The following is a 24111-nucleotide window of genomic DNA, read 5'->3' on the forward strand; positions in this document are numbered from 1 at the left end:
GCCGCAATGAACTCGGAGCATGCGATGGTTGAACAGATCAACCGTCGCGCTGATCGCCGCGACCGATTGCTGGATGTCGGACCACTGTGGCCACCAGCAGCGGTTTCGTTGCCGAGGGTCGTGTGGCCCCCGCAGTGCGCCGCAGCGGACGTGATTCGCAGCACGTGAGTATGTCCTACCAGGCCCTCGAGCGGGGAAAAGGAAATCGACGCCATGTCGATCGATTCGCATACTGGCCGGTCGGCTGACAGGATCAGCGCGCAGTGCGAGCGAGGTGGCTGAATTCGCCGATTCGATCGGTGCGCACTCGTTCGGTGTTGAGATGTGGCTGGAAAGGATCGCCGGGGTTGACGACGGATGCGCGGGTTGAGGTGGAGCGGTTCCTTCTCGGAGATCGGTTCGCCTGTCTGGCGGGTCGCTCCGCCTGGCGCCAGGGCGGGATCAGCCATCGTCACTATGACGTGATGGGTGGCGAAGAGTCGGCTCGGTTGATGGCGGCGGATCTCGCGGAGTTCGTGGGTGGGGCCGACTGGGGCTCTCGGAGGTTCACCAGTTTCATCGCGACGTTCGAGCAGCCGCGTGGGGTGGATGAGCTGCGGTTCGAGGAGTTGTTGTGGGAGCACCTGCAGTTGCTGCACGAGGCGGACGCGGATCGGTTCGCGTGGGCGGACGGGTGTTCGTCGGATCCGCGGTCCAGTGAGTTCAAGTACAGCGTGGCGGGGCATCCGTTCTTCGTGATCGGACTGCACGAGACGCATCGGCGGTTCGGGCGGCGGCCACCGTTTCCGATGCTGGCGTTCAACTCGCATGAGCAGTTCGCGCGGATCAAGGCCGACGGGATGTGGGATCGATTGGCGGACAAGATCCGTAAGCAGGACATCTCGCTGCAGGGGGATATCAATCCGAATCTGCTGGAGTACGAGACGTTGTCGGAAGCGCGGCGGTACTCCGGGCGACCCAAGCCGGTGGAATGGCAGTGTCCGTTCAGTGCTCGCCCCGCGGCGGAACGGGAATTGGCGGGGACGCAGCACGCTTGATCGGGGCATGAGCGCTGGGTGAACGTCTGTGAGGCCGTTGTCGCCTGCTCAAAGCAATAGAATTCGGCGGTGCCCGCAACATTGCTGTTCTGTTCTGACCCCCTGAATCCGCGGGGGGTCGACGACCACTTCGCCGCGCAGGCCGAGGCCGTGCGGACCGCTGATGGGACGGTCGCCTTGCTGGACCACGATGCGCTCATCGCCGGGGATGCGGCAGCGGCCGTGCGGCGGGTGCCGCGGTCCGCAGGGACGATGTGGTATCGCGGGTGGATGATTCCGGTGGATCGCTATCGTGAACTGGCCCAGGCGCTTTCGGGGCGCGGCTGTGCGCTGGCGGTCTCGCCCGAGTGCTACGCCAAGGCCCACGAACTGCCGGGGTGGTATGAGTTCTTCGCCGAGTTGACACCGCGGTCCCGGTGGACGGAGGCGAAACCGGGGGAAGTGCCTGGTGAGTCGGTGCTGGCGGGACTGGCCGGGTCGCTCGGTCCGGGCGCGGGAATCGTCAAGGACTACGTGAAATCTCGTAAGGATGAGTGGGACACAGCCTGTTTCGTGCCCGATCTGGCTGATGTCGCCGCGCTGCGGCGCGTCGTCGAGCGGTTCCTCGAGTTGCAAGGGGAGTACCTGGCAGGTGGGGTCGTGCTGCGCGAGTTCGAGGACTTCACCGACGAAGGGGGCGGTCGGGCGGCGGAGGCCAGGGTGTGGTGGCTCGACGGTGAACCCGTCCTGGTCGGACCACATCCCGATGATCCGGCGGTGTGCCCCGAACCCGACCTGTCGGTAGTGGCGCCTGCGGTGTCGGCCCTCGGCTGCCGGTTCGTGACCACCGACATCGCGCGCCGTGCGGATGGCAGCTGGCGGGTGATCGAAGTCGGCGATGGGCAGGTCAGCGACCTGCCGCCGGGTGTGGATGCCATGGCTCTGATCGGGCCGCTGGTCGCGGCGAGTAGTCCCGCTGTTCCCGGCGGTCAATGAGACGGCTCGATCGCAGGGTTCCCGGACGCTGAGGCCGAATGGTTCTCAGTGGGCCGCTGTCCGTGTTCGGGTGCGTCAATCGGTGAGCAGGCCGACCCAGAGGTAGTCGCGGGCTCGGCTGGCGGCTACCAGGTGCTGGCGGGCTTGTAGTTCGGCCTGGTCGCGGGCGCCGGGGGTGAGGTCGGTGAGGTTGGGCGGGGGTTGTTTGGTGAGGAGGAAGACAGCGGTGAAGTCCATGCCTTTGGCGCGGTGGATGGTGCCGACTTTGATGTCGGCGGTTTGGGTGCCGTCGTAGTGTTCCAGGGGAATGGCGGGGAAGCCTGCTCGGCGGAGGATGGTCAGGTAGCGGCTGATGTAGCTGCGGTAAGGGACGATCACTGCGATGTCGGCGCCGGTCAGGTTCGCTGCCTGGATCGCCGCGGGCACTGCTGACTCCGCTTGGCGGCGGGTGCTGAACTCCTCGACGACTTTGCCGTCGGGGAGCGTGGCGTCGCTGTCGCGCAGCACGACGCCGGTGCCGCCGTCCAGGTCGTCGACGGTGTCGGAGGCTTCGATGCGCCGGGCGTAGTCGAGGATCGCGGCTCTGTTGCGATAGTTGGTGCGCAGCACGCGGCCGCGGCCACCGACCAGTGGAATGCCCGCCTCGGAGAGTGTGCAGCCGCCTGCGTATACCTGCTGCTGGCCGTCACCGACCAGTAGGAGCAGAGAATCCGGTCGGGCGCCGGCAATTTCGTAGACGAGTTGTAGTTGGCAGAGCGTGAAGTCCTGGACTTCGTCGACGACCACCAGGTCGAAACTCTCGCGCTCGGTGAGGGGGCGCGCACGGAGTTCTTCGATGGCGAGCGAGATCAGGTCGTTGAAGTCGTGGGCGCCGCGGGCTTCGAGGCCCCGCTGGTAAGGCTGATACCAGTGTTTCCAGACGAATTCGCGGCGTTTGCCGTGCAGGCTGATTCCCTCCCTGCCTCGGCGCCGCACCTGCTTGTACGCTTCGACGCTCGGCAGGCCCCGGCCTTTGATGACGCGGTCGATCTCGTCGTGCCAATAGCCGAAATCGGTGTCCTTGACCTTGTCCAAGGTTCCGCGAACGTCGCGCCAGGCATCGGCGAGCGCGGCGTCGACAGCTTTGTCGTCGAGGTTGAACGGCACGCCCCGCTCGCCGAGAAATTTGACGGTCCAGGCATGCAAACCCGTGAAGACCGCGCGATCCACCGCCCTCGGTGCCAAATGGGCGAAGCCGCGTTCATGGAACGTGGGAAGAGTCTTGACGAAGGTGGTGAACAGCAGGCGGCCCTGGTGGCGTTTGGCCCAGTGGGCCATGCGGTGCAAGGCAACTACGGACTTGCCGGTGCCTGCCGGCCCGCTGATGCGAGCGGGACCGGTGAAGTTGGTCTGCACCAGGGTGAGCTGGGCAGGGTCGAGGAAGGTCATCCAGTCGCTGAACGGGCGGGCGAGGGCGGCGGCGCGTTCGGCCTCATTGAGGTCGGTTTCGGTGAAAAGGCCCGCGAGTTCGGTGGGCTCGTCGGTGGTGGGCAGGTCGAGGTGCAGGCGGGTGAATCTTTCGACGCTGGAGGCCGCGAGCTGGGCGGCGCGGGCCTGCTTGAACCGTCGTTCGCGGCGGATCAGAGTGTCGAGCAGGCCTGGTTCGTCGACGACGTGGACGCGACCATCGGATTCGGTACGAATTCGGCCGGGGAGTACGACGACGATCTCGACCATATGCGGGACGAATCGGAAGTCGGCGGCGGTCAGGCGCACGAGGGGTTCTTCGGCGTGCTTGCGCAGATCGCCGAGTTCGGAGGCGTCGGGCGTGGTGGCGGCGAACACGATCGCGAATACACCGGTGGGGCCGATCGCAAAGGCGGTGGGGTGGCCGGGCCGTCGAGGTCCCCGGCGGGTCAGCAGATGCCAGCCCTCGGTGGCGAGAATGCCGGTGAGAACGCGACGTTCCGGCGAGCTCAGGTTGCCCTGTTCGGCGAGTGCCTGTTCGGCCGCTCGTAGGCGGCGTTCACGTCGGATGTTGGCCATGGTTTCCCCCTCGAACCCTGGTTGGCGCATTCGTTGCCGAAGCTAACCCGTTGTCTCCCAACATAGTTGACTCCGACTCCGGTCGCGGGCAGATCGGGCGGCCGACCCCGGAGAAGGTGTGGCCCGAATGCTCGGGGCAACGGTTTTGCCGGATTTCCCGGTTGTCCGCGCTCCCATAGCGTTTCACCCGGACGGCTTTCGACCGTAGGAGTGTGGATGGTTACAGGGGAGTTGGCTCAGCGGGAGCCCGAGGTCATGGACATCGAGCGGGAGGCAGTGGAGCGGTGGCATCCCGCGGTTCGGGTGCTGTTCCGGTTCGGGTTCGTTGTCGTCGGTGTCGGGATGGCGGGGGTGTGGCTGCTGCACGCGTTGCTGCGTACCTTCGGACTGCCGCAGGCGACGGTGACCGAGGTCGCCAAGTGGACGGCGCTGCATCCGCTCACCGACTGGGTCGGCGCCCAGGTCTTCGACGTGCCCATCGATTACGCGGTCACCGGCAGTGGAGATACGGCGGCGAAATGGGCGGCTGTTCTCACCCTGGTCCTGGTCGGCATACCGGTCACTGTCGCGTGGTCGGTGCTCGATCGCCGTCGCCCGAACTACGCGCGCCTGTATGAGTGGTTCCGATTGCTGCTGCGTATGTCCCTGGCCAGCGCGCTGTTTCTGTACGGGCTGATCAAGGTGTTGCCGACGCAGATGTCGTTCAACCTCGAGCGGTTGGTCGAACCGTTCGGGAACATGAGTCCGATGGCAGTGCTGTGGGCGCAGTCGTCGCTGTCTGAGCCGTACGAGATGGCTCTCGGTGCAGCGGAAGTTGTTGCGGCGCTGCTGCTTGTGCTGCCGCTGACCGCGGGGATAGGGTCTGTGCTCGCCGTTGTTGTCGCGCTGCAGGTGCTCCTGATGAATCTCAGCTTCGATGTGCCGGTGAAGCTGTTCGCTCTGCAATTGTTCTTGTACGCAACAGTTTTGGCCGCACCTGACATCGTCCGGCTCGTTCGGGCGCTACTCGGCCGCGCCGTCGAGTCGCGGAAGTCGACACCACTGCTGACTACACCGCGTGGCAACCGAATCCTGTTGGCGGCCCAGGTGTTGATGGGTATCTGGCTGCTCTGCGCCATGACCGTCGAGGCATACGACGGTTGGCACACCTACGGCAACGCACGGCCCAAGTCACCGCTCTACGGCATCTGGAACGTCACCGAGTACTCGGTCGCGGGCGAGCAGAAACCCGCACTGGTCGACTTTCGCGAATCGCCGACGACCAGCGCAATACCAAACCTCACCGAACGATTCCGTCGCATCATCTTCGATATCCCCCAGGGGATGACCGTGCAGCGGCTGGACGATTCACTTCTCTCCTTCCCCGCTCGAATCGACACCGACCAACACACCATCACGCTGTCGAAAGACACAGCACACCAATGGAAGCTCGCGACGTTCAGTTACGTTCAGCCGCAATCGGATCGGCTGATCCTGGAGGGCACGCTCGGCGGTCGGCCGGTGCGAATGCAGCTGGACCAGGTCGACCTCTCGCAGTACCCGGCTGTCTCGCGCGGGTTCCACTGGGTGCAGGCCACTCCCTATTACCGGTAGGTGCTGGACCCCAACGGAATACGTTGTCATCCGCCGGCGACCGATGGAATGATCATCACCTCGGTGCGCGCGTCGACAGCGGTGTCCTGACCGTCGAGCAGACGGCATTCGTCCCCGTCGATATAGAAATTCACGTACCGGCGCAATGCCCCGCGTTCGTCGCGGAGCCGACGCTCCAAACCTGGCGATCGTTCGCGCAGCGCATCGAGGACCTGCTGCAAGGTCGCACCGTCGACATCGAGTTCCTTGGCGCCGTCGACGTAAGTGCGGAGCATGGAGGGCAAGCACACGCGAGCCATCGCGTCACCCGATAACCGCGGCGCGCACGCACAGCACGTCCGGCAGCTTGTCGGCCACGAGCTGCCAATGATCGCCTTCGTCCGCGCTGCAATACACTTCGCCGTTGCGAGTGCCGAAATAGATGCCGGTCGGGTCGGCATTGTCGGCGCACATGGCATCGCGCATGACCGCCGCCCAGAACGGCACCTTCGGCAGTCCGTCGGCCAGCTGCGACCACGTCTCGCCGCCATCCTCGCTGCGATACACCGCGCAGGTGGCATCGGGCGGGAAGCGGAATCGATCCATATCCGCCACCAGCGGGAAGGTATAGATCACCCCTGGCCTACGCGGATGCGCCACGATCGGGAAGCCGAAATTGGACGGCGGCAACCCACCGTCGATCGATTGCCAGCTCACCCCCGCATCGGTACTGCGGAACACACCACCATGGTTCTGCAGATACATCGTGCTGGGCGACTCGGCATCAAGGGCAACCTTGTGCACACACTGCCCCCATTCCGGCAACTCACCAGGCATGAAATCCGCGGTGACCCCCTTGTTCGTCGGCGCCCACGACTCCCCGCCATCGGTAGTCTGATAAACCCCGCCGGTGGACATGGCCACCGCCATCCGCTGCGTATCGACCGGATGCGGCAGCACAGTGTGCAAAGCCAATCCGCCACCGCCCGGCTCCCACTGCGGCCGATGCGGATGCTCCCAAAGCCCCCTCACCAGCTCGAACGTCCGACCACGATCAGCCGACCGGAACAACGCCGACGGCTCGACCCCCGCGTACACCACATCCGGCTCAGCATCGGTAGCCGGCGCGATCTGCCAAACACCCTGCAACGCCGCCCCGGTGTCCTCCGGGAAGGCCAGCGGCGCGTCATCGGGCTCACTCCACGTCTCCCCGAGATCATCACTGACCACCAACGTGGGCCCGAAATGGCTGTTCAACACCCCCGCGAGCACCCGCGGCGTCGCTCCCCGGGTATCAATCGCCAACGCCTTCACATCAGCCACCGGAAACTGCGGCGCCGACACAGTCCAACTTGCCCGCCCGTCCTGGCTACGAGCGAGAAACAGCCCTTTACGTGTTCCGATCCCGAGCAGCACGTCCATCGCGAACCTCCGATTGGTCACAACGCCGACACGCGTGACACTACGCCGCACCACCGACAGCACCTGCGGACTTCACGGGGCATTCGCTATCGAGATGTGACCTCCTCCCGAACACGCGTCAGTGGAGGGCGCGCCGAGCGTCCGAGCTGCAGCCCGGGCATCGTTGACCGCGCTGTCGCCGGATCGTGCATCCTCGGAGTGCCACGGGGTCGAGACGGGGGATGGGGTCGTGAGGCAGAATGTCAAGGTGAGCGTTAGAAGTAGGACGAAGTTCGAGGTGGTGGGTGCTGTGTTGTTGACGGGTGTTGCGGTGCCTGCCTGCGGTTAGTTCGATGTCGGACCAGGAAACAGGACCAGGGTCCATGGGGGGACCCGGTGAGCATCGATTCGACGTGGTGGAGCGGCTGCGTCGGAAGTTGGCTGAGTCCAGGGCTGCGGAAGCGGGCGGTCCGCCAGCCGAGGACGGGCCCTCGAATGTGGTGCGGCTGCCGAGGCGGCCGCGCCGACGTCAGGCGGAGACCAGTACGGATCGGCGCGCGCCCTGGGTTCCGGATGGTGGCTACGATCCGGCGGCTACCCGTCCGGTGACGCGCGCGGAATTGCAGCGCGAATCAGGATCGTTTCCCGTCAACCCGGCGGTGCGGTCCGGGGTCGATGCTGCCGGCGGTGCCGAGCATGATGCGAGCCTTCTCGACTTCGACGCCTCGCGGCGCAAACGTGTCGGTGGGGATGGCCGGTCTCGGCGGATGGCGAGGCCGCGCAGGATCGGGTCTGCCGAGGGTGCGCCGGGCGATGACTCTGGTTCGTCGCGACCGGACGAACCCGGTCGCTGAGCCGTTTCGGAACGCGTGATCTGCGACACGGACGCTTGTCGCTTTCGGCCTTCGTGCGGGCAAACCTTTGTTAGCGACGGTTCGCTCGATTCGCGCATCCTCCTGGTCGGCTGAGAGGATCACCCGCGCAGCACAGTGGAGATGGCTGCTTTCGCCGAGCGGATCGAAGCTCACCCGTTCGGCCGGGGACGCGTGCTTGGAAGGAACACCGGCGTTGACGACAGAGGCGCGAGCTGAACTGGAGACTTTCCTGCTCGGCGACCGGTTCGCCTGTCTGGCGGGTCGCTCCGCCTGGCGTCAGGGCGGTATCACCCATTGCCACTACGACGTGATGGGCGGCGAGGAGTCAGCTCGGCTGATGGCCGCGGATCTCGCCGAGTTCGTCGGTAACGCGGACTGGAGTTCGCGCAAGTTCACTAGCTTTATCGCCACCTTCGAACGGCCCCGCGGTGTCGACGAGCTTCAGTTCGAAGAACTGCTGTGGCAGCATCTGCAACTATTGCACGAAGCGGACGCCGATCGCTTCGGCTGGGCGGCCGGTTGTTCATCCGATCCGCAATCCGGTGAGTTCAAGTACAGCGTGGCGGGCCATCCTTCTTCGTGATCGGCCTGCACGAGACTCACCGCCGGTTCGGCCGACGTCCTCCGTTCCCGATGTTGGCGTTCAACTCCCACGAACAATTCGCGCGGGTCAAAGCGGACGGCATGTGGGACCGCCTGGCGGACAAGATCCGCAAGCAGGACATCATCTTGCAGGGCGATATCAACCCGAACCTGATGGAGTACGAGACGTTGTCCGAAGCACGCCGTTACTCCGGGCGCCCCAAACCTGCCGATTGGCAGTGCCCGTTCTCTGCCCGCGCCGCGGCGGCCGAACACGAGCTCGCCGCTGCGCAGCGTCCGTGAACTGGTGTTCTGCGTGAGCGACAGGCCCTCGACCCAGGACTGATTCGGTCGAGCCGAGGGTGTCAGGTTGGTGTCAGGTCGCTGTCAGCGGGGTTGGCGAAAGTAGTGACATCACAAACACCAACCACTTCAAGGAGTTTCCGATGTCGAACACCATCACCCTCGCCGACCAGGACAAAGCAATCATCCGCACCGCGGCTTACGGCGCTGTCTCGCTGCTCGCCACCGTGTCGGCGAAGCCGCACAGGGTCGCCACGGCCGGTTCGCTCGCCCTCAACTCGGCCACCGGTCTGGTCGGGCACGTGCTGTCGGCCAAGTCGAAAGACATTGTGCTGAACGGCAAGACCACCGCCGCGCTGGCCGATCAGGTCCTGCCTGCTCTGACCGAAGCCATGGCGATGCTGAACGCGCAGAGCTCGGCCGAGGCCGACAATTTCCGTCAGACGGTCCAGGTGGCGCTGGAGGCGGGCTGGGTCCCGGTTCAGCCGGCGCCGGCGATGGCGGCGATGATGCACAAGATCAACGCGGCGCTCGGCGCGGCGTGATCGACTGAATTCTGTCCGGATGCCCACCCGTATTTCGATGCGCGGTGGGCATCCGCATGTCGGTCGCCCGGGCTCGACTGTCGCCCCTGTTGACGGCGAAAGAGCTTGGGCACCATGATGACCCGATGAGAACTGCACGCTTGGCTGTCACCGTCTCGGCATGGTGCGTGGTCGGGATCGTGGCCGGGGGCTGCTCTTCGGGCGAGGGCGACTCCACCGCCGCACCCGCGCCGACAACCACCGCCCAACCCACCACGACCCGTGCCCCCGCACCCATCGGCGATCCGCTGAAGGTGACGTGCGGTCAATACACGGAGTTGGACAAGGCTTCCCAGCTCGCCGTCGTCAAAGCCATCTACAGCGACGAACCGTCGAAAAATGACGACCGTGTTTCGATGGTCGACCTGATGTGCTCGTCGAGCTTCGTGCGCGACAAGCCCGTCAAGGATGCGATGCCACATCAATAGACACTGTCCGCGGTCGACGTAGGTGGGTGCCCGCGAATGAGCGGGCGTGGGTCCAGGCTTTGGCGGTGTCCTGGGGATTGGGGATACGTCAGCCAGCCAACCCATCCGGCGTGCTGGCCGTCGGCGTGAACAACGTTGGCGTGTAGCCAGTCTGGTTGCAGGCAAGGTATCCCGCGTTGTGTTTCCCCTGCGACCTCGCGAGTATGCGTGATGTCCGGGCGAAGCGTGGGTAGTGATTGCGCTGATAACGGAGACTGCCAGCAGCATCAGGTCGCGATCCCGCGGCTGCAGTGGAGGGGGATTGACGATCTGGGATGCTGGAACGGGGCGACGCACCCCATCATGAGAGAGAGGGAGGATCAACGACATGGCATGACGTCTACCGGCGACCAGAACTGTCGTACGCTCCCGATAGTCTTATTGCGCCCCCAGAAAGCCGGAGACCAGGAAAGGGAGGCCTTGCGCCACGTGACTGACGAAACGCAATCGCGCTTCGCATTGTCGTTCACCAGTGGCGGTCTCCTGGCGCGTGAAGGGGAGGCTGTCGCGGCGATGTACCTCGACTCTCGCGACTGGCAGGCCACCCGTGCCCGGGTTGTCGACCGCAACTTACTGCAGGCTCGCACAATCTCATCCCTCATCCGGCTCGCCCGCGAGACCGTTCAGCGACTTTCGGCGCTCGATGACGATGAGATCGAATTACTCGTCGACGGTAGCCCGACGGAGCAGCGCCACCTGATGTGGGCCGCAGCCTGTCGCCGCTACGCATTGATCGGTGATTTCGCTGAGGATGTGCTGCGTGAGCGCTTCCTGCTGATGAGGCCGAGCCTAGGCGCCGACGACTTCGACCGGTTCATCACCGGCAAGAGCTTGTGGCATCCCGAACTCGACGGTTTGAAGTCATCCACGCGACAGAAGCTTCGGCAGACCTTGTTCCGGATGCTCGGGGAGGCAGGTCTGCTTACTGATACAGGCGACATCGTTCCCGCCGTAATCTCCGATCGCGTCGCCGAGATGTTGGCCCGTCGCACGCCCAGCGACCTTCGGTTCTTCCCGACAACCACACCATTCACCTCCTCAGGCAATCAGGTGCAGCGATGAGAACAGCCCAGCGAAACCTCGCTCAGGAGGAGAAGCACGTCTACGACGTGCTGCGTAGCGACCGGTTCTTGAAGATGGAGGGCCTCTCCAAGGACGTCCCCTTTTTTATCTACCCCTTTCCGCCGACCTGGACCGAAGATGTCGATGATGTGCGTGACCGGGTGACCACGAAGCTGCACAGTGACGACGGTATCGGCGTGGTCGACATCAACCTCTACGACCTCGCCGTCGAACTCCTCACCGAACGTGGTGTCTGGGACCGCGTGCTCCAGGCGGAGCCGACGATGGACAAGACCGAGTTCCGCGAGATGCTCCAAGGCATGCTCGATCCGTACGATCACCTCGCCCCGGCGATCCGCGCTCGGCTCGATGCTGTACCAGGAAGTAACACCAACACCACCGCGCCCAACCGAACCGTGGTCTTCCTCACCGGTATCGGTGAGGTGTTTCCGTTCATCCGTACGCACACGGTGCTCGAGAACCTACAGAGCGTGGTGGTGGCCCACCCGTTGCTGGCTTGGTTTCCGGGGACCTATGAGTTCACCCCATCGGCCGGACACCAGCTCCGTGCGCTGAATCTCGGCGCGAGCGACAGCTACTACCGGGCCAAGGACATTCTGGAGCAAGAGCCATGAGCATGACCACGATCAATGAGATCTTCGCCAAGCCGATCGACCGTTCGATCGAGGGTGTCATCAAGGCCGACGAAACGTCACACCTAGTGACCGAGGTAGAGGAATACGTCCTCACCAACGAGGCCGCCAAAGGCGTCGAGCAGGCACTGGAGGCGTACACGAACTACACCAACGCCAACGGTGTGTGGCTGTCGGGCTTCTTCGGCTCCGGTAAGTCGCACTTGTTGAAGATGCTCGCCCATCTGCTCGGGGACATCGACGGCCACGACCTCCCCCGTGCCACCGTCTGCGCACAGTTTCGGGCGAAAGCCGACGGCGAGTTCCTCCCGGCGTTGATCGACAAGGCCGAGCGGATCGAAGCCAAGAGCCTGCTGTTCAACATCGACCAGAAGGCCACCCTGATCTCGAAGGACCAGAAGGACGCCCTGCTCAAGGTGTTCGTGAAGATCTTCGATGAGTCCCGCGGCTACTACGGCAACCAAGGCCATATCGCCCGGTTCGAGCGCGACCTCGACTCCCGGGACCAGTACGCCGCCTTCAAGGAATCCTTCGGGCGGATCGCGGGAATCCCGTGGACCCAGGGCCGAGAACAGTCCGCTCTCGAAGCGGGCAACATCGACAAGGCTTTCGCGGAGGTCAACGGCTCCGAGAGCCCCGGCATCATCCGCCAGTACAGCAACAACCATTCGGTCTCGATCGAAGACTTCGCCGACGAGGTCGCGACGTGGCTCAACCGGCAGCCCGCTGGCTACCGGTTGAATTTCTTCGTCGATGAGGTCGGCCAGTTCATCGGCACCAATACCCAGCTCATGCTGAACCTACAAACCATCGCGGAATCGCTGGCCACCAAATGCCAAGGGCGGGCGTGGGTCTTCGTGACTTCCCAGGAGGATATGGAGAAGGTCGGCGGCGACCGCACCAAACAGCAGGCGAGCGACTTCTCAAAGATCCAGGCGCGCTTTAAGAATCGTCTCAAACTCACCAGCCAGGACGTCGAAGAAGTCATTCGCAAGCGCCTCCTGGCCAAAACTGACGATGCGAGCACCGACATCAAGGCGATCTACGACGCGGAGCATGCGAATTTCAAGACCCTGTTCGACTTCGTCGAGGGCCGCCACTATTCGAACTACCGCGACGAGCAGCACTTCGTCGGAACGTACCCGTTCGTCGGTTACCAATTCCCGCTGTTCCAGGCCGCGATAGAGTCGATCAGTGACCACAACATCTTCGAGGGCCGCAACAGCTCGGTCGGTGAGCGTTCCATGCTCGGCGTTGTCCAAGAAGTCGCTACCCGCCTCGCTGACCGCCCGCTCGGCACTCTCGCGTCCTTCGACCAAATGTTCGAGGGCATCCGGAGATCGCTGAAGTCGGCCAACCAGCGTGCGGTCATCAACGCTGAGAACGCCTGCGCCAGCGGCAAGCTCAGCTCACTCGCCGTGCGGCTGCTCAAAGCACTGTTCCTGGTGAAGTACGTCGAAAGCTTCAGGGCCACACCCCGCAATCTCACGGTGTTGGTCTACGACCGCTTCGGCGTCGATCTGACCCAGCTCGGCAAAGATGTGGTCGAGGCGTTGAACACGCTGGAGGCGCAGACCTACATTCAGCGCAACGGCGACCTCTACGACTACCTGACCAACGAGGAGCAGAAGATCGAGCAGGAGATCAAGGACGTCGACATCGACAGTTCCGAGGTCTCCGCGAAACTCAACAAGCTGCTCGCCGAGTCGGTGGTGAAGGCCACGAAAGTCAGTACCAAGAACGGCCAGAACTTCGCGTTCGGTTACAAGCTCGACGGTGTGCCGTACGGCAAGCAGTACGAGTTGTCGCTGCACTTCATCAGCCCGGAGACCGATTTCAGTCTGGAGCAGATCCAGTCGCAAAGCTCGGGGCTCGACGAACTTCGCGTCGCGCTCCCCGTGGAGGCGAACCGGATCCTCGCCGACCTGCGTCTGCTGCTGAAGACGGAGAAGTACGTCAAGCGTGCGCAGGGGTCGAGCCGCACCCCGGTCGAAACCCGGATTCTCGGTGAGAAGGGTTCCCAGAACGCCGAGCGGGAGAAGGAGATCGTCGAACGTCTCCGGACAGCGGCCGGGGCGTCGACACTGATCCACAACGCCGGAATCCTCGAGGTGACCGCCACGGATGCGCAGAATCGCATCAACGACGGCTTCGGCAAGGTGATCGCCGCCACCTATACCAACCTCGGCATGCTCGGCGGTAAGACCTTCAGCGAGCAGAGCCTGGGCGGACTGGTGAGCCCGGCCGACGGCCTGGTCGCCGAGACCGGTGGCGTCCTCGATGTCCCGGCCGGCGATCTGCTCGGACATCTGGTGATGCGCGGCAAGCGGCACGAGATGGTCACGATGAAGCAACTCCTCGCGCGGTACACGGCCAAGCCCTACGGCTGGGACCAGTGGTCCGTCGCCGCCGTGGTCGCCTATCTCGCTGGCCAGACCAAGATCGAGATGCAGATCGACGGTAAGACGCTGGCGCGGACGGAGATCGTCGGCGTGCTGCGTAATACCCAGCGCTATCCGAATCTGATTGTCGCGCCGCAGCGGGTCTACGACCAGAAGGTCGTGAACCTGTTCCGCAAGTTCGTCATAGAGTTCACCGACGACGGCGCGATCACCAAGGATGCCGCCGAACTCGGCCGGGTCGGCAAGGACCATCTCGAAGCGCGACTCGCAGAGTTGAAAGCACTGCGTTCCGGCGCCGCTGCTACCTACCCTTTCATCGACCAGCTCGACGAGCCGATCAGACTCCTGACCGAGCTGTGCGCCAATCCGCCGGCGTGGTTCGTCGAGCATTTCGCCGGTGCCGACGATCTGCTCGACGCCAAGGACAACGCGATCGATCCGATCAAGGCGTTCCTCAACGGCAACCAGCGCGACATCTACGACCGCGCCCGTGAATTCATGCAGGCCAACAGCACCAACATCAGCTACCTGCCTGCCGGAGTCGCCGATGGGATCGAGACAGCGCTCGAGGACGCCCAGATCTTCCGTGGCAGTAAGACCACACAACTCGGCAGCGCGGTCACGGCATTGCGCGAACAGCTCGACGGTGTACTCACCAAGGAACGCGGCGCGGCCACAACGGAAATCGACGAGTACTGGAATCTGGTGCCGGGCAGCGCGGCGTTCGCTGCGGCGACGGAGGCAGCTCGTAGCTCGGTGACCCGCCAGACCGAGCAGCTGCGGACCCGGATACGACAAGAGATCCAGATCCCGACGATCCGGCACCTCACCGAACAGTTCACGGACACGATCTACCCGGCGATTCTCGACGAGCTCGAAGCCGCGAAGGCTCCGACACCGAAAAAACCCGTCGATGGCGAATCGACGGTTGTGCCGGTGCCGCCGCCAGCGAAGCAGAGCATCTCGATCAAGAAGATTCAAATGCCAGGAGCCGGTGGGGTTTTGGAGACAGCGGAGCAGGTCGACGCCTACCTCGCTGAGCTGCGCGCGACGCTGCTCGCGACGATCAAGGACAACAAGCGCATCACGCTCTAGTGCCCACGCCCTCGCGGGCACGAGTTCAAGGACGCAGCATGGACACCAAACCGTTGGAGAGCTTCGCGAAGTCCGCCCGGCGCGAACTGATCGTCGCCGTCGAGGCGCGCCTGTCGGCGGTGCTCGGCTCAGGATCCCTCGCGCGTAGCGAGAGCACCGAGACGGTGCGCCTGCTCGAGTCGGCGATCGCCGACCACGGTCGCAAGCACGTGATCGACAAGGTCGCCTACACCTGGTTCAACCGGCTCATCGCGCTGCGCTTCATGGACGCCCACGGCTACACCAACGCCGGGGTCGTCTCGCCGGCCCACGGCCAGGCACACGGCCAGTCGGAGATCCTGGCCGACGCGAAGCGCGGCGACCTCGACACCGAGGTTGTCGCCAATCCTCGCGTCCACGACGCGATCACCGGTCTGCTCGACGGCAGCCGCCGTAGCACCGATGCCGAGGGTGAGGCTTATGCGCTGCTGCTGACCGCGTACTGCCGCTATTGGCACAAGACGATGCCGTTCATGTTCGAGGCCGAGGGCGCCTACACCGAACTGCTGGTGCCCGCAGGACTGCTCGCGGATGGGGCTTTGTTGTCGCGGGCCCGAGAGGTGCTTACCGAAAAGGTCTGTGACGACGTCGAAGTGATCGGCTGGCTTTACCAGTTCTACATCTCGGAACGCAAAGACGAGGTCTTCGCCGGGTTCAGCAAGAACAAGAAGGCCGGTGCCGACGAGATCCCCGCCGCTACCCAACTTTTCACTCCGCACTGGATCGTGAGCTACCTTCTCGAGAACTCGCTGGGGCGTTTGTGGATGCTCAACCGCCCGAAATCCCGTCTGATCGAGCGGATGGACTACTACATCGCGCCGGTGGACGAAGAGAGCGACTTCCTGAAGATTTCGGGGCCGGAGGAGTTGACGGTGATCGACCCTGCGTGCGGGTCGGGCCACATGCTCACCTATGCCTTCGATCTGCTGTATGAGATCTATGACGAGGAGGGCTACGCGCCGTCCGAGATCCCGAGCCTGATCCTCACCCATAACCTCCACGGCACCGAGATCGACCCTCGCGCCGGAGCGCTCGCCGCGTTCGCGCTCACGATGAAGGCGCGGGCGAAAGACCGCCGATTCCTCACTCGTTCGGGAGTTCCGCCACAGGTCTGCGTGATCGAGCCGATTTCCTTCACGCCCGATGAGCTGGATCTGCTCATCACGAAGGATGGGGACCGGGATGCCGAAGCGGCGTTCTGGAATCAGTTCCGCGACGCGGACATATTGGGTTCGCTGATCCGACCGGACGCAGATGTGACCGCGCAGGCGGCTGCGGCCTTGGCACGCCTGAAAGACCAGGAAGCGACGTTCTATTACGACACCTTGGTCCGCGCGCGCAAGGCCGTTTCTCAGGCGCAGATGTTGAGCCGCGAGTACTCGGTGGTCACTGCCAACCCGCCGTACATGGGCAGCAAGAACATGGATGCGCGGCTTGCCGAATTCGCCAAGTCCGAGTTCAAGGATGCGAAGTCGGACCTCTTCGCGATGTTCATCCAGCGATGCCTGGCGCTGACAGTTTCCCACGGTGCCACTGCCATGATCACGATGCAGTCGTGGATGTTCATCTCCTCCTACGAAGTGCTACGTAAGAAGATCGTTCGTCTCAGCCCGCCGGTATCGATGGCCCATCTCGGTGAACGAGCCTTCGATTCGATCGGCGGCTCTGTCGTGTCAACGACCGCCTTTGTGCTCGAACCGGGGCGAGATACCTCTCGCCCCGCAGGATTTGTCCGTGTCGTTGATGGAGAGAACGAAGCTGCGAAACGCACCGCTTTGCTAGACGCCGCACAGCGAACCGAGTGCGAGTGGCGGTTTATGGCCTCATCTGAGGACTTCGCAAAGGTGCCTGGGGCGCCGATCGCATACTGGCTCTCGGACGCCGTGCGTGCCGCCTTTACGCGTGGTCTTCCGCTGAAAAGTCAGGTCGAGCTTAGAGAAGGCCTGACGACCGGCGATAATGCACGGCATCTTAGGTCCTGGTGGGAAGTTTCTATGTCTCGTTCTGAATTTACATGCGCTAGCCGTAGTGAGGCACGCGAACGGGGCGGGCGCTGGTTTCCGCACAAGAAAGGCGGAGAGTTCAGGCGGTGGTACGGAAACCAGCAGTTCGTAATCAACTGGGCTCAAGATGGTGCTGAGATAAAGTCCGAGGTAATTGAGCAGTATGGCGGTTCATACACGAAGTCAATCCGCAGTGAAGACCGGTACTTTAAGTCTTCACTTTCATGGGGGCGAGTAACCTCCGGTGAGTTTTCAATTCGTTGGTATCCGGAGGGGCAATTATTTGACTCAACCGCACCATCGCTGTTCGCTCCGGAATCTGACATGATTCAGTTGCTGTCACTTATGAATAGCTCTGCCCTCCGAGTGGTCCTAGCGGCAACCAGTCCCACTTTGGACTTTCGGCTTGCGGCTGTAGGAAATATGCCAACCCCAAAATTGCGGTCCTCCTTGAATGTGCAAGCCGTGAGCGATGCTTTGGTCGCATCAAAAGGTGATTGGGATAGTTTCGAGACATCGTGGGATTTCACCAGCAATCCGCTTGTGCCCCTAAGATCGGCGAACCTTGTGGATGCAGTTGACGCCTACTCGGCCGAGTCGATGGTTCTTGCCAAACGCCAGCAGGAGTGCGAGGTTGAGAATAATCGCGTCGTCGCGGAAGCATACGGCTTGATCGGTGAGGTGCCGACCGATGTGCCGCTGCATCGGGTCTCGTTAACGCGTAACGTCGAGTTCAGATACGGACCTGGCAAAACAGCTGCCGAGTATGAGGCTCTGGAGCGAGCGGATCTCGCCGCAGAGTTGATTTCCTACGCGCTAGGCTGCATGTTCGGCCGCTACAGTCTTGATGAGCCGGGCCTGATCCTCGCCGATCAGGGCGCAACGCGCCAAGACTATCTCGCGAAGGTTGCGGCAGGCTCAGCCAGTGAAGTCAGGTATATGCCGGATGCCGACAACGTCATTCCCTTCGTAGATGACGGTTGGTTCGAAGATGACGTTGTCGAACAATTCCGGCAGTTCCTGAAGGTTGCGTTCGGTGCGGAGCACTTCGAGGAGAGCCTGCGGTTCGTGGAGGAATCGTTGGGCGTGAAGACGTTGCGCGATTACTTCATCACCAAGGCAGGCAAGTCGAAGTTCTACGACGATCATGTGAAGCGCTACAAGAAGCGCCCCATCTACTGGATGTTCTCCAGCCCCAATGGCTCGTTCAACGCGCTGATCTACCTGCACAGGTACACCCCGTCAACGGTTTCGACCGTCCTCAATGAGTATCTGCGCGAGTACGAGAACAAGCTGCGCAAGGCACTCGAGCGTGCCGAAGCGGCGGCTGCCGGTGGGGCATCGGCGAAGGATCAGAAGGAAGCCGATCGGCTGCGCAAGGTGCTCGCCGAGCTGCGCGACTACGAACACGACGTGCTCTATCCCCTTGCCACACAGCGGGTCGAGATCGATCTCGACGACGGCGTCAAGGTGAACTACCCGAAGTTCTACCCGGCAGTGCGCAAGATCGTCGGCTTGGAGGCGAGCGATGAGTGATGGCGAGATCATCCTCTATCAGTCCGGTGATGGCGCGCGGGTGCAGCTGCGCGCATCCGGTGGCACCGTGTGGCTCACCCAGGCGCAGATCGCCGAGCTGTACGACTCCTCACTCCAGAACGTGCAGCAGATCATCGCGCGCGTATTGGCTGATGGCGAGGTGAGCGAGGCAACAATCAACTCTGAGTTGATTGTTCGCACCGAGGGGACCCGGCCGGTACGCCGCGAGGTGAAGGTGTACAACCTCGACATGGTGCTCGCCGTCGGTTACCGCTCCACGTCACCGCGCGCCGTGCAGTTCCGTCAGTGGGCAACCAGCGTGCTGCGCGAGTATCTCGTCAAGGGCTTCGCTATGGACGACGCCAAGCTGAAGGCCGCTGACGGGTGGGACTACTTCGACGAGTGGTTGGAGCGCATCCGCTCCATCCGGGCCACGACGCCCGACATGGGCCTCACCACCTGGGCAGGCACCGTAGTACGCAAGGGCGACGTCGTCACCGCGAAGAACTATCTCGCCAGCGCGGAGATCAGCGAACTCGACCGCATCGTGACCATGTATCTCGACTATGCCGAAGACCAGGCCGAGCGGCGCACCGCCATGACGATGGCTGATTGGGCGAACAAGCTCGACGCCTTCCTCGCCTTCAACGATCGCGAACTACTCACCCACGCAGGCACTGTGCGAGCGGAGGTGGCTCGCGCACTCGCTGAAAACCGCTACGCAGATTTCGATGCGGCTCGACAACACCAGGCGGCATTGGAGGCCGACATGGCCGACCTCGCGGCACTGCGCGAGCTGGAAGCGAAAACTGAAGGGTCGCAGCATGAGTAGGAGTCCCGCGATCGCCGACCATCTAGTGGCCCGTTTCGAATCACGGCGCATCGTGGTGTGGCACGACGTCGATGGCGATTACGCGGCAGACCTCGACGCACACGCACCGAACGGGGTGACGGTGCTGCGTGTCGCCGACGACGAGTTCGCTATCAAGCATCGTGTGCTGCGCGCGGAACCGACAGCCAAATTCTTGATCTATCGCTGCGGGCGTGTGCCCGAAGGCGTCGGGAACTGGCTGCTCGACGTCGAGCTGGCCTACGGTCCGGTGTTCACCGCCGACCGGGTCGCGTTGATGCGCGTTGACCTCGGGCTGACAGCACCCGGTTCCGACGAGTTGATCGCCCAGCATCCGCTGTTCTTCAACGACGCGAAGCTGGTGGCGAAGCTCACCGCGCTGCCATTGCTCGGCGATGACTTGACGGTGGTGCGGGCGCAGATGTGTGCGGTACTGCTGACCCAGAAAGAGCACAGCTTCTCCGAACTGACCCGCACACTGCTCATGCGCCACGCCGACGACGATTCCGCTGGGTTCGACGCGCTCGCCACCCACGGGCTCGCGGACTTCTACTGGGCAGGAGCCGCTGGCATCTACGGGTACGTGTCACCGGCGCCGACGGTGGCGGGTTTCGTGCTGTGGATGTTCCAGCGCGCCGTTGACAAATTCGGGGTCACCGAGTCGAACAAGGCGCGCAACCTCGCCCTCGACTTCCGCGGCTTCCGCGACTCCAAGCGCAGCAGTGCAGCGATGAAGTCGCTGGCCCGTACCGTTGAGGGCAACCTCGACTACGCCGACCACGTCAGTGAGATCGCGTGGGAGACGCTGAAGGTCACTGACGTGTTCGATGCCAGCGAGCGTGAAGTGATCCGGCGGCTGGTCGAGGGGATCAGCACGCAGACTATGCCGTACCGCGAAATCGACGATGCGATCAGCGCCCGGCGGCGCGACAGCTTCTGGTTCGACGACTACGCAACCCTGTATGAGGGGCTCAGCGCCGCAGCCGAATTGCTTCCGGCGATCCGAAACGCCAGTTACCAGATCTCCAGCTTCGGCGAGGGACTGACACGGTATCGCGACGAGTGGTTCCGCATCGACCAGCGCTATCGACAGTTCACTCAGGCGTATCTGACCGCCGAGTTCAAGCAGCCGATCGAGGTTTTGGCAGATTTGGTTGAGAAGGCGTATGTCACCGATTTCCTCGCCCCGCTAGGGGTGGCGTGGCAGCAGCAGGTCGATGCTGTCACCCAGTGGCGCACCCTCGGCATGACCTCCCAATCTTCGTTCTACGACCACTACGTCGCGCCGATTCTCAAGGGTCGTAAGAAGGCCGTTGTGATCGTCTCCGATGCGCTCCGGTACGAGGTCGCCGACGAACTGAGCAGCAAGATTCGCGGCGAGAATAAATTCTCCGCCGCCATTGACGCCATGCTCGGGGTGCTGCCGTCCTACACCCAACTCGGGATGGCAGCATTGCTTCCGCACACAACGCTGGCGCATTCCGAGGGTGGTGATCCGGTACTGGTCGACGGACAGCGGTCCGACGGCACCACGAACCGCGACAAGATTCTCAATTCTGTCGGCGGTGCGGCGATCCAGGCCAAGGACTTCGTCGAGATGAAGCCGGCCGATCGTCGTGACTTGTATTCGTCGAATCAGGTGGTGTACGTCTACCACGACACGATCGATGCGACAGGTGACAAGGCGGTCTCCGAGCACCGAGCATTCACGGCGGCAGCGGACGCGGTTCGCGAGTTGATCGACATCGTCAAGAAGCTCGCGAGTGCGAACGCTACGAACATCATCGTCACCGCCGATCACGGGTTCCTCTATCAGCGTTCCAAGCTGGCTGCGCAGTTCAACCTGACGGTGAAACCGCAGGGTGAGCAGATCGTGAAGTCGACAAGGCGCTACGTGCTCGGGCGAGGGTTCAAGAAGGACTCCGCGTTCACGACCTTCCAGCCGGACCAGGTTGGACTGTCGAGTGAGCTGGAAATGCAGATTCCGAACTCGATCCAGCGAATCGTGCAGCCTGGAGCCGGATTCCAGTTCGTCCACGGGGGTGCTTCGTTGCAGGAGATCGTGGTGCCGGTGATCCAGATCAACAAACGTCGCAGCGATACCGTGACACCGGTGAACGTCGACGTCCATCCCGAGTCGGATCGGATCACGACCGGGCAGGTCGTCGTCAAGCTGTATCAATCGACCAAGGTGGAGCCGCACAAGCCTGCGCGGCGATTGCGCGTCGGCCTCTACTTCGGCGACACGCTCATCTCGGACGAGAAGGAGATGACCTTCGACTCGAGTAGCGATGCTGGACGCGACCGGTTCCAGAGCGTGACACTGCTGCTCAGTAAAGATGCGGACGAGGCCAATAACCACAGCGTCGAATTCCGGCTCTCCGAGCCGATCGAAGGCACGGACCAGTGGAAGAAATACAAGAGCGCGCCGTACACGATCAAACGGGCCTTCGCCGGTGACGACGGATGGGATTTCTGATGAGCGACCACATCGACCTGACCGAAGCGGCCCTCGACGAGCAGGCGCTCGACGACGATCCCGCGGACGCTGTCACCGAGCCGACGGCGCTGGATCGCAAGATCAACGCGCACTTCCCCGGAGCGGTCGTACGCAAGGACCTCGTCAAGGCCGTCAAAGGCAATGCGATCGTCCCGTCCTACGTGCTGGAGTATTTGCTCGGGCAGTTCGCCGCGACCGACGACGAGGCGACGATCCAGGAGGGCATCGAGAAGGTGCGCCGGATCCTCGCTGAGCACTACGTGCACCGCAACGAGTCGGAGCTGGTGAAGTCGAAGATCCGTGAGAAGGGCCGCTTCCGGATCATCGACCGGGTCAGTGTGACGCTCAACGAGAAGGACGACGTCTATCAGGCGTCGTTCGCGAACCTCGGCATCAGCGGGGTGGTCGTGGACCCGAGCACGGTGAACGCGAACCAGAAACTGCTGGTGGGAGGAGTGTGGTGCCTGTGCGACATCGAATACTTCCACAGCGACGACGCCCGCCTGGTGCCCTGGATTCTGGGTCGATTGCAGCCGATCCAGATGTCGAGTTTCGACTATGCCGGTTACCTCGCCGCTCGCGCCGAGTTCACCACGGATGAGTGGATCGAGCTGCTGATCCAGTCGATCGGCTTCAACCCCGAGATGTTCGGGCGACGTGCGAAGATGCTGCAGTTGATCCGGCTGATCCCGTTTGTTGAACGTAACTACAACCTCGTCGAACTGGGCCCGAAGGGTACTGGTAAATCGCACATCTACTCCGAGTTCTCGCCCCACGGCATGCTGATCTCCGGCGGCGAGATCACCGTGCCGAAACTGTTCGTGAACAATGCCAACGGCAAGATCGGCCTGCTCGGCTATTGGGACGTCGTCGCGTTCGACGAGTTCGCGGGCAAGAAGAAGCGCGCCGACAAAGCGCTGGTTGACATCATGAAGAACTACATGGCGAACAAGTCGTTCTCCCGTGGTGTCGAGACTCTGGGCGCGGAGGCGTCGATGGTATTCGTCGGCAACACCTCGCACACAGTGCCATACATGCTCAAGCACTCAGACCTCTTCGACGAGCTCCCCGAGAGCTATCACGACTCGGCCTACCTCGACCGGCTGCACTTCTACATTCCCGGCTGGGAGATCGACACGATCCGCAGCGAGATGTTCTGCGGCGGTTACGGCTTTGTCGTCGACTACATCGCCGAAGTTCTCAAGTCGATGCGCGACCTCGACTACTCCGACCGCTACCAGCGGTACTTCACCCTCGGCTCGGACATCTCCACCCGTGACCGTGACGGCATCCACAAGACCTTCTCCGGTCTGATGAAGCTGCTCTACCCGCATGAGCAGGCCACCGCCGAGGAGATCGAGGAGATTCTGCACTTCGCGGTCGAGGGCCGCAAGCGCGTCAAGGATCAGATCCTGCGGATAGACGACACCATGGCTGCGGTGAAGTTCGGGTACAAGCCGCTCGCGGGAGAATGGACGGCGGTCACCACCCTGGAGGAGGACGAGTACCCCCGGCACTATCACCGAGGCGGCCCCGACGCGGTGGACGATGGTGGGGATCTCACCGATCCGATTGGCCGCGCACCAGGCGCGGTTGGCGCGGAGGCAGTGGCCCTGCCCGGCGCGATCACAGCGGAGTTATTCCAGGGTCAGCGCGACTTCGTCGAGAATCAACGCGGCCTCTCCTATGAGTCTCTGCTCATGCCGTACCTGCGTGGCGCGTCCGAGATCGAGCTGCACGACCCGTACATCCGAATGAGCCACCAGGGCCGCAACCTCGTCGAGTTGCTTGCCTTGATAGCCTCGGCCAAAGACCCGGCCGATGAGGTGAAATTCAAACTGTTCACTGTGCTCGAAGCCGCCCCGGAGTACCAGAAGAAGCAGTTGCAGATGCTCAATCAGATCATGGAGGGATCTGCCAAACAGGGCATCGAGATGGAGGTGGCCAAAGATCCCGGCGGGCACGATCGCTGGATCCGTACAGACAACGGATGGCGTATCAACCTCGGCCGTGGCCTCGACATCTTTCAGAAGCAAGACGGCGGCTGGCTCGAATTCGGAAGTACCCGCCAGGAGTTCCGCCAAGTCAGGGCATTCGGAGTGACGTACATTCGAGAAGTGAAGTGACAGTTGACATTGCGCACTTTCGAG

The 24111-nt window shown here is 62.9% G+C and carries 15 protein-coding genes and 1 pseudogene; 13 read left to right on the forward strand and 3 right to left on the reverse strand.

The annotated features are described in order from the left end of the window. Positions 1 to 371 precede the first annotated feature (371 nt). Both gntA (ACWZHB_RS03995) and ACWZHB_RS04000 read left to right on the forward strand, forming a co-directional pair. Positions 372 to 1037, forward strand: coding sequence for a guanitoxin biosynthesis heme-dependent pre-guanitoxin N-hydroxylase GntA (gntA, locus tag ACWZHB_RS03995; RefSeq protein WP_427909071.1), 666 nt, complete (start codon positions 372 to 374; stop codon positions 1035 to 1037). A 69-nt stretch (positions 1038 to 1106) separates the two neighbouring features. Continuing rightward, the gene (locus ACWZHB_RS04000; RefSeq protein WP_427906572.1) at positions 1107 to 2012 is read left to right on the forward strand and encodes an ATP-grasp domain-containing protein; all 906 of its coding nucleotides are present in this window, start codon (positions 1107 to 1109) and stop codon (positions 2010 to 2012) included. A 75-nt stretch (positions 2013 to 2087) separates the two neighbouring features. On the opposite strand, the gene ACWZHB_RS04005 is transcribed toward ACWZHB_RS04000, so the two are convergent. After that, positions 2088 to 4037, reverse strand: coding sequence for a UvrD-helicase domain-containing protein (locus ACWZHB_RS04005; protein ID WP_427906573.1), 1950 nt, complete (start codon positions 4035 to 4037; stop codon positions 2088 to 2090). A 216-nt stretch (positions 4038 to 4253) separates the two neighbouring features. Between ACWZHB_RS04005 and ACWZHB_RS04010 the strand changes: the two genes are divergently transcribed. Beyond that, positions 4254 to 5630, forward strand: coding sequence for a hypothetical protein (locus ACWZHB_RS04010; protein WP_427906574.1), 1377 nt, complete (start codon positions 4254 to 4256; stop codon positions 5628 to 5630). A 26-nt stretch (positions 5631 to 5656) separates the two neighbouring features. On the opposite strand, the gene ACWZHB_RS04015 is transcribed toward ACWZHB_RS04010, so the two are convergent. Continuing rightward, the gene (locus ACWZHB_RS04015; RefSeq protein ID WP_266299262.1) at positions 5657 to 5905 is read right to left on the reverse strand and encodes a MoaD/ThiS family protein; all 249 of its coding nucleotides are present in this window, start codon (positions 5903 to 5905) and stop codon (positions 5657 to 5659) included. A 28-nt stretch (positions 5906 to 5933) separates the two neighbouring features. Further along, positions 5934 to 7031 (reverse strand): WD40/YVTN/BNR-like repeat-containing protein, encoded by a 1098-nt coding sequence (locus ACWZHB_RS04020; RefSeq protein ID WP_427906575.1) that lies wholly within the window; start codon positions 7029 to 7031, stop codon positions 5934 to 5936. Between the two features lie 1047 nt (positions 7032 to 8078). Here ACWZHB_RS04020 and gntA (ACWZHB_RS04025) point away from each other — a divergent pair. From gntA (ACWZHB_RS04025) to brxL, 10 genes and pseudogenes are all read left to right on the forward strand, one after another. After that, a pseudogene (gene gntA / locus ACWZHB_RS04025) lies at positions 8079 to 8770 on the forward strand (guanitoxin biosynthesis heme-dependent pre-guanitoxin N-hydroxylase GntA). 143 nt (positions 8771 to 8913) lie between these two features. Continuing rightward, positions 8914 to 9315: a hypothetical protein gene (locus ACWZHB_RS04030; RefSeq protein WP_427906576.1), complete on the forward strand. Its 402-nt coding sequence runs from the start codon at positions 8914 to 8916 to the stop codon at positions 9313 to 9315. A 125-nt stretch (positions 9316 to 9440) separates the two neighbouring features. Further along, a complete protein-coding gene (locus ACWZHB_RS04035) occupies positions 9441 to 9782 on the forward strand; it encodes a hypothetical protein (protein WP_427906577.1) in 342 nt (113 codons plus the stop codon). A gap of 468 nt (positions 9783 to 10250) precedes the next feature. Then, positions 10251 to 10883, forward strand: a complete 633-nt coding sequence (locus tag ACWZHB_RS04040; RefSeq protein WP_427906578.1) for a DUF1819 family protein — start codon at positions 10251 to 10253, stop codon at positions 10881 to 10883. After that, positions 10880 to 11518 carry a DUF1788 domain-containing protein gene (locus ACWZHB_RS04045; RefSeq protein ID WP_427906579.1) on the forward strand — a complete coding sequence of 213 codons (639 nt, stop codon included), beginning with the start codon at positions 10880 to 10882 and terminating at the stop codon, positions 11516 to 11518. The genes ACWZHB_RS04040 and ACWZHB_RS04045 overlap by 4 nt, the downstream gene beginning before the upstream one ends. 2 nt (positions 11519 to 11520) lie before the next feature. Then, positions 11521 to 15033: a BREX system P-loop protein BrxC gene (gene brxC, locus ACWZHB_RS04050; RefSeq protein ID WP_427906580.1), complete on the forward strand. Its 3513-nt coding sequence runs from the start codon at positions 11521 to 11523 to the stop codon at positions 15031 to 15033. Positions 15034 to 15071: 38 nt separating this feature from the next. Then, positions 15072 to 18611, forward strand: coding sequence for a BREX-1 system adenine-specific DNA-methyltransferase PglX (gene pglX, locus ACWZHB_RS04055; RefSeq protein WP_427906581.1), 3540 nt, complete (start codon positions 15072 to 15074; stop codon positions 18609 to 18611). Next, positions 18604 to 19443 (forward strand): RhuM family protein, encoded by an 840-nt coding sequence (gene rhuM / locus ACWZHB_RS04060; protein WP_427906582.1) that lies wholly within the window; start codon positions 18604 to 18606, stop codon positions 19441 to 19443. The genes pglX and rhuM overlap by 8 nt, the downstream gene beginning before the upstream one ends. After that, entirely contained in the window at positions 19436 to 21940 is a 2505-nt protein-coding gene (pglZ, locus tag ACWZHB_RS04065) for a BREX-1 system phosphatase PglZ type A (RefSeq protein ID WP_427906583.1), read from the forward strand. Before rhuM ends, pglZ begins: the two co-directional genes overlap by 8 nt. Continuing rightward, a complete protein-coding gene (brxL, locus tag ACWZHB_RS04070) occupies positions 21940 to 24087 on the forward strand; it encodes a BREX system Lon protease-like protein BrxL (protein ID WP_427906584.1) in 2148 nt (715 codons plus the stop codon). The genes pglZ and brxL overlap by 1 nt, the downstream gene beginning before the upstream one ends. The last annotated feature ends 24 nt before the right edge of the window (positions 24088 to 24111 follow it).

Source organism: Nocardia sp. FBN12 (genome assembly GCF_054031145.1).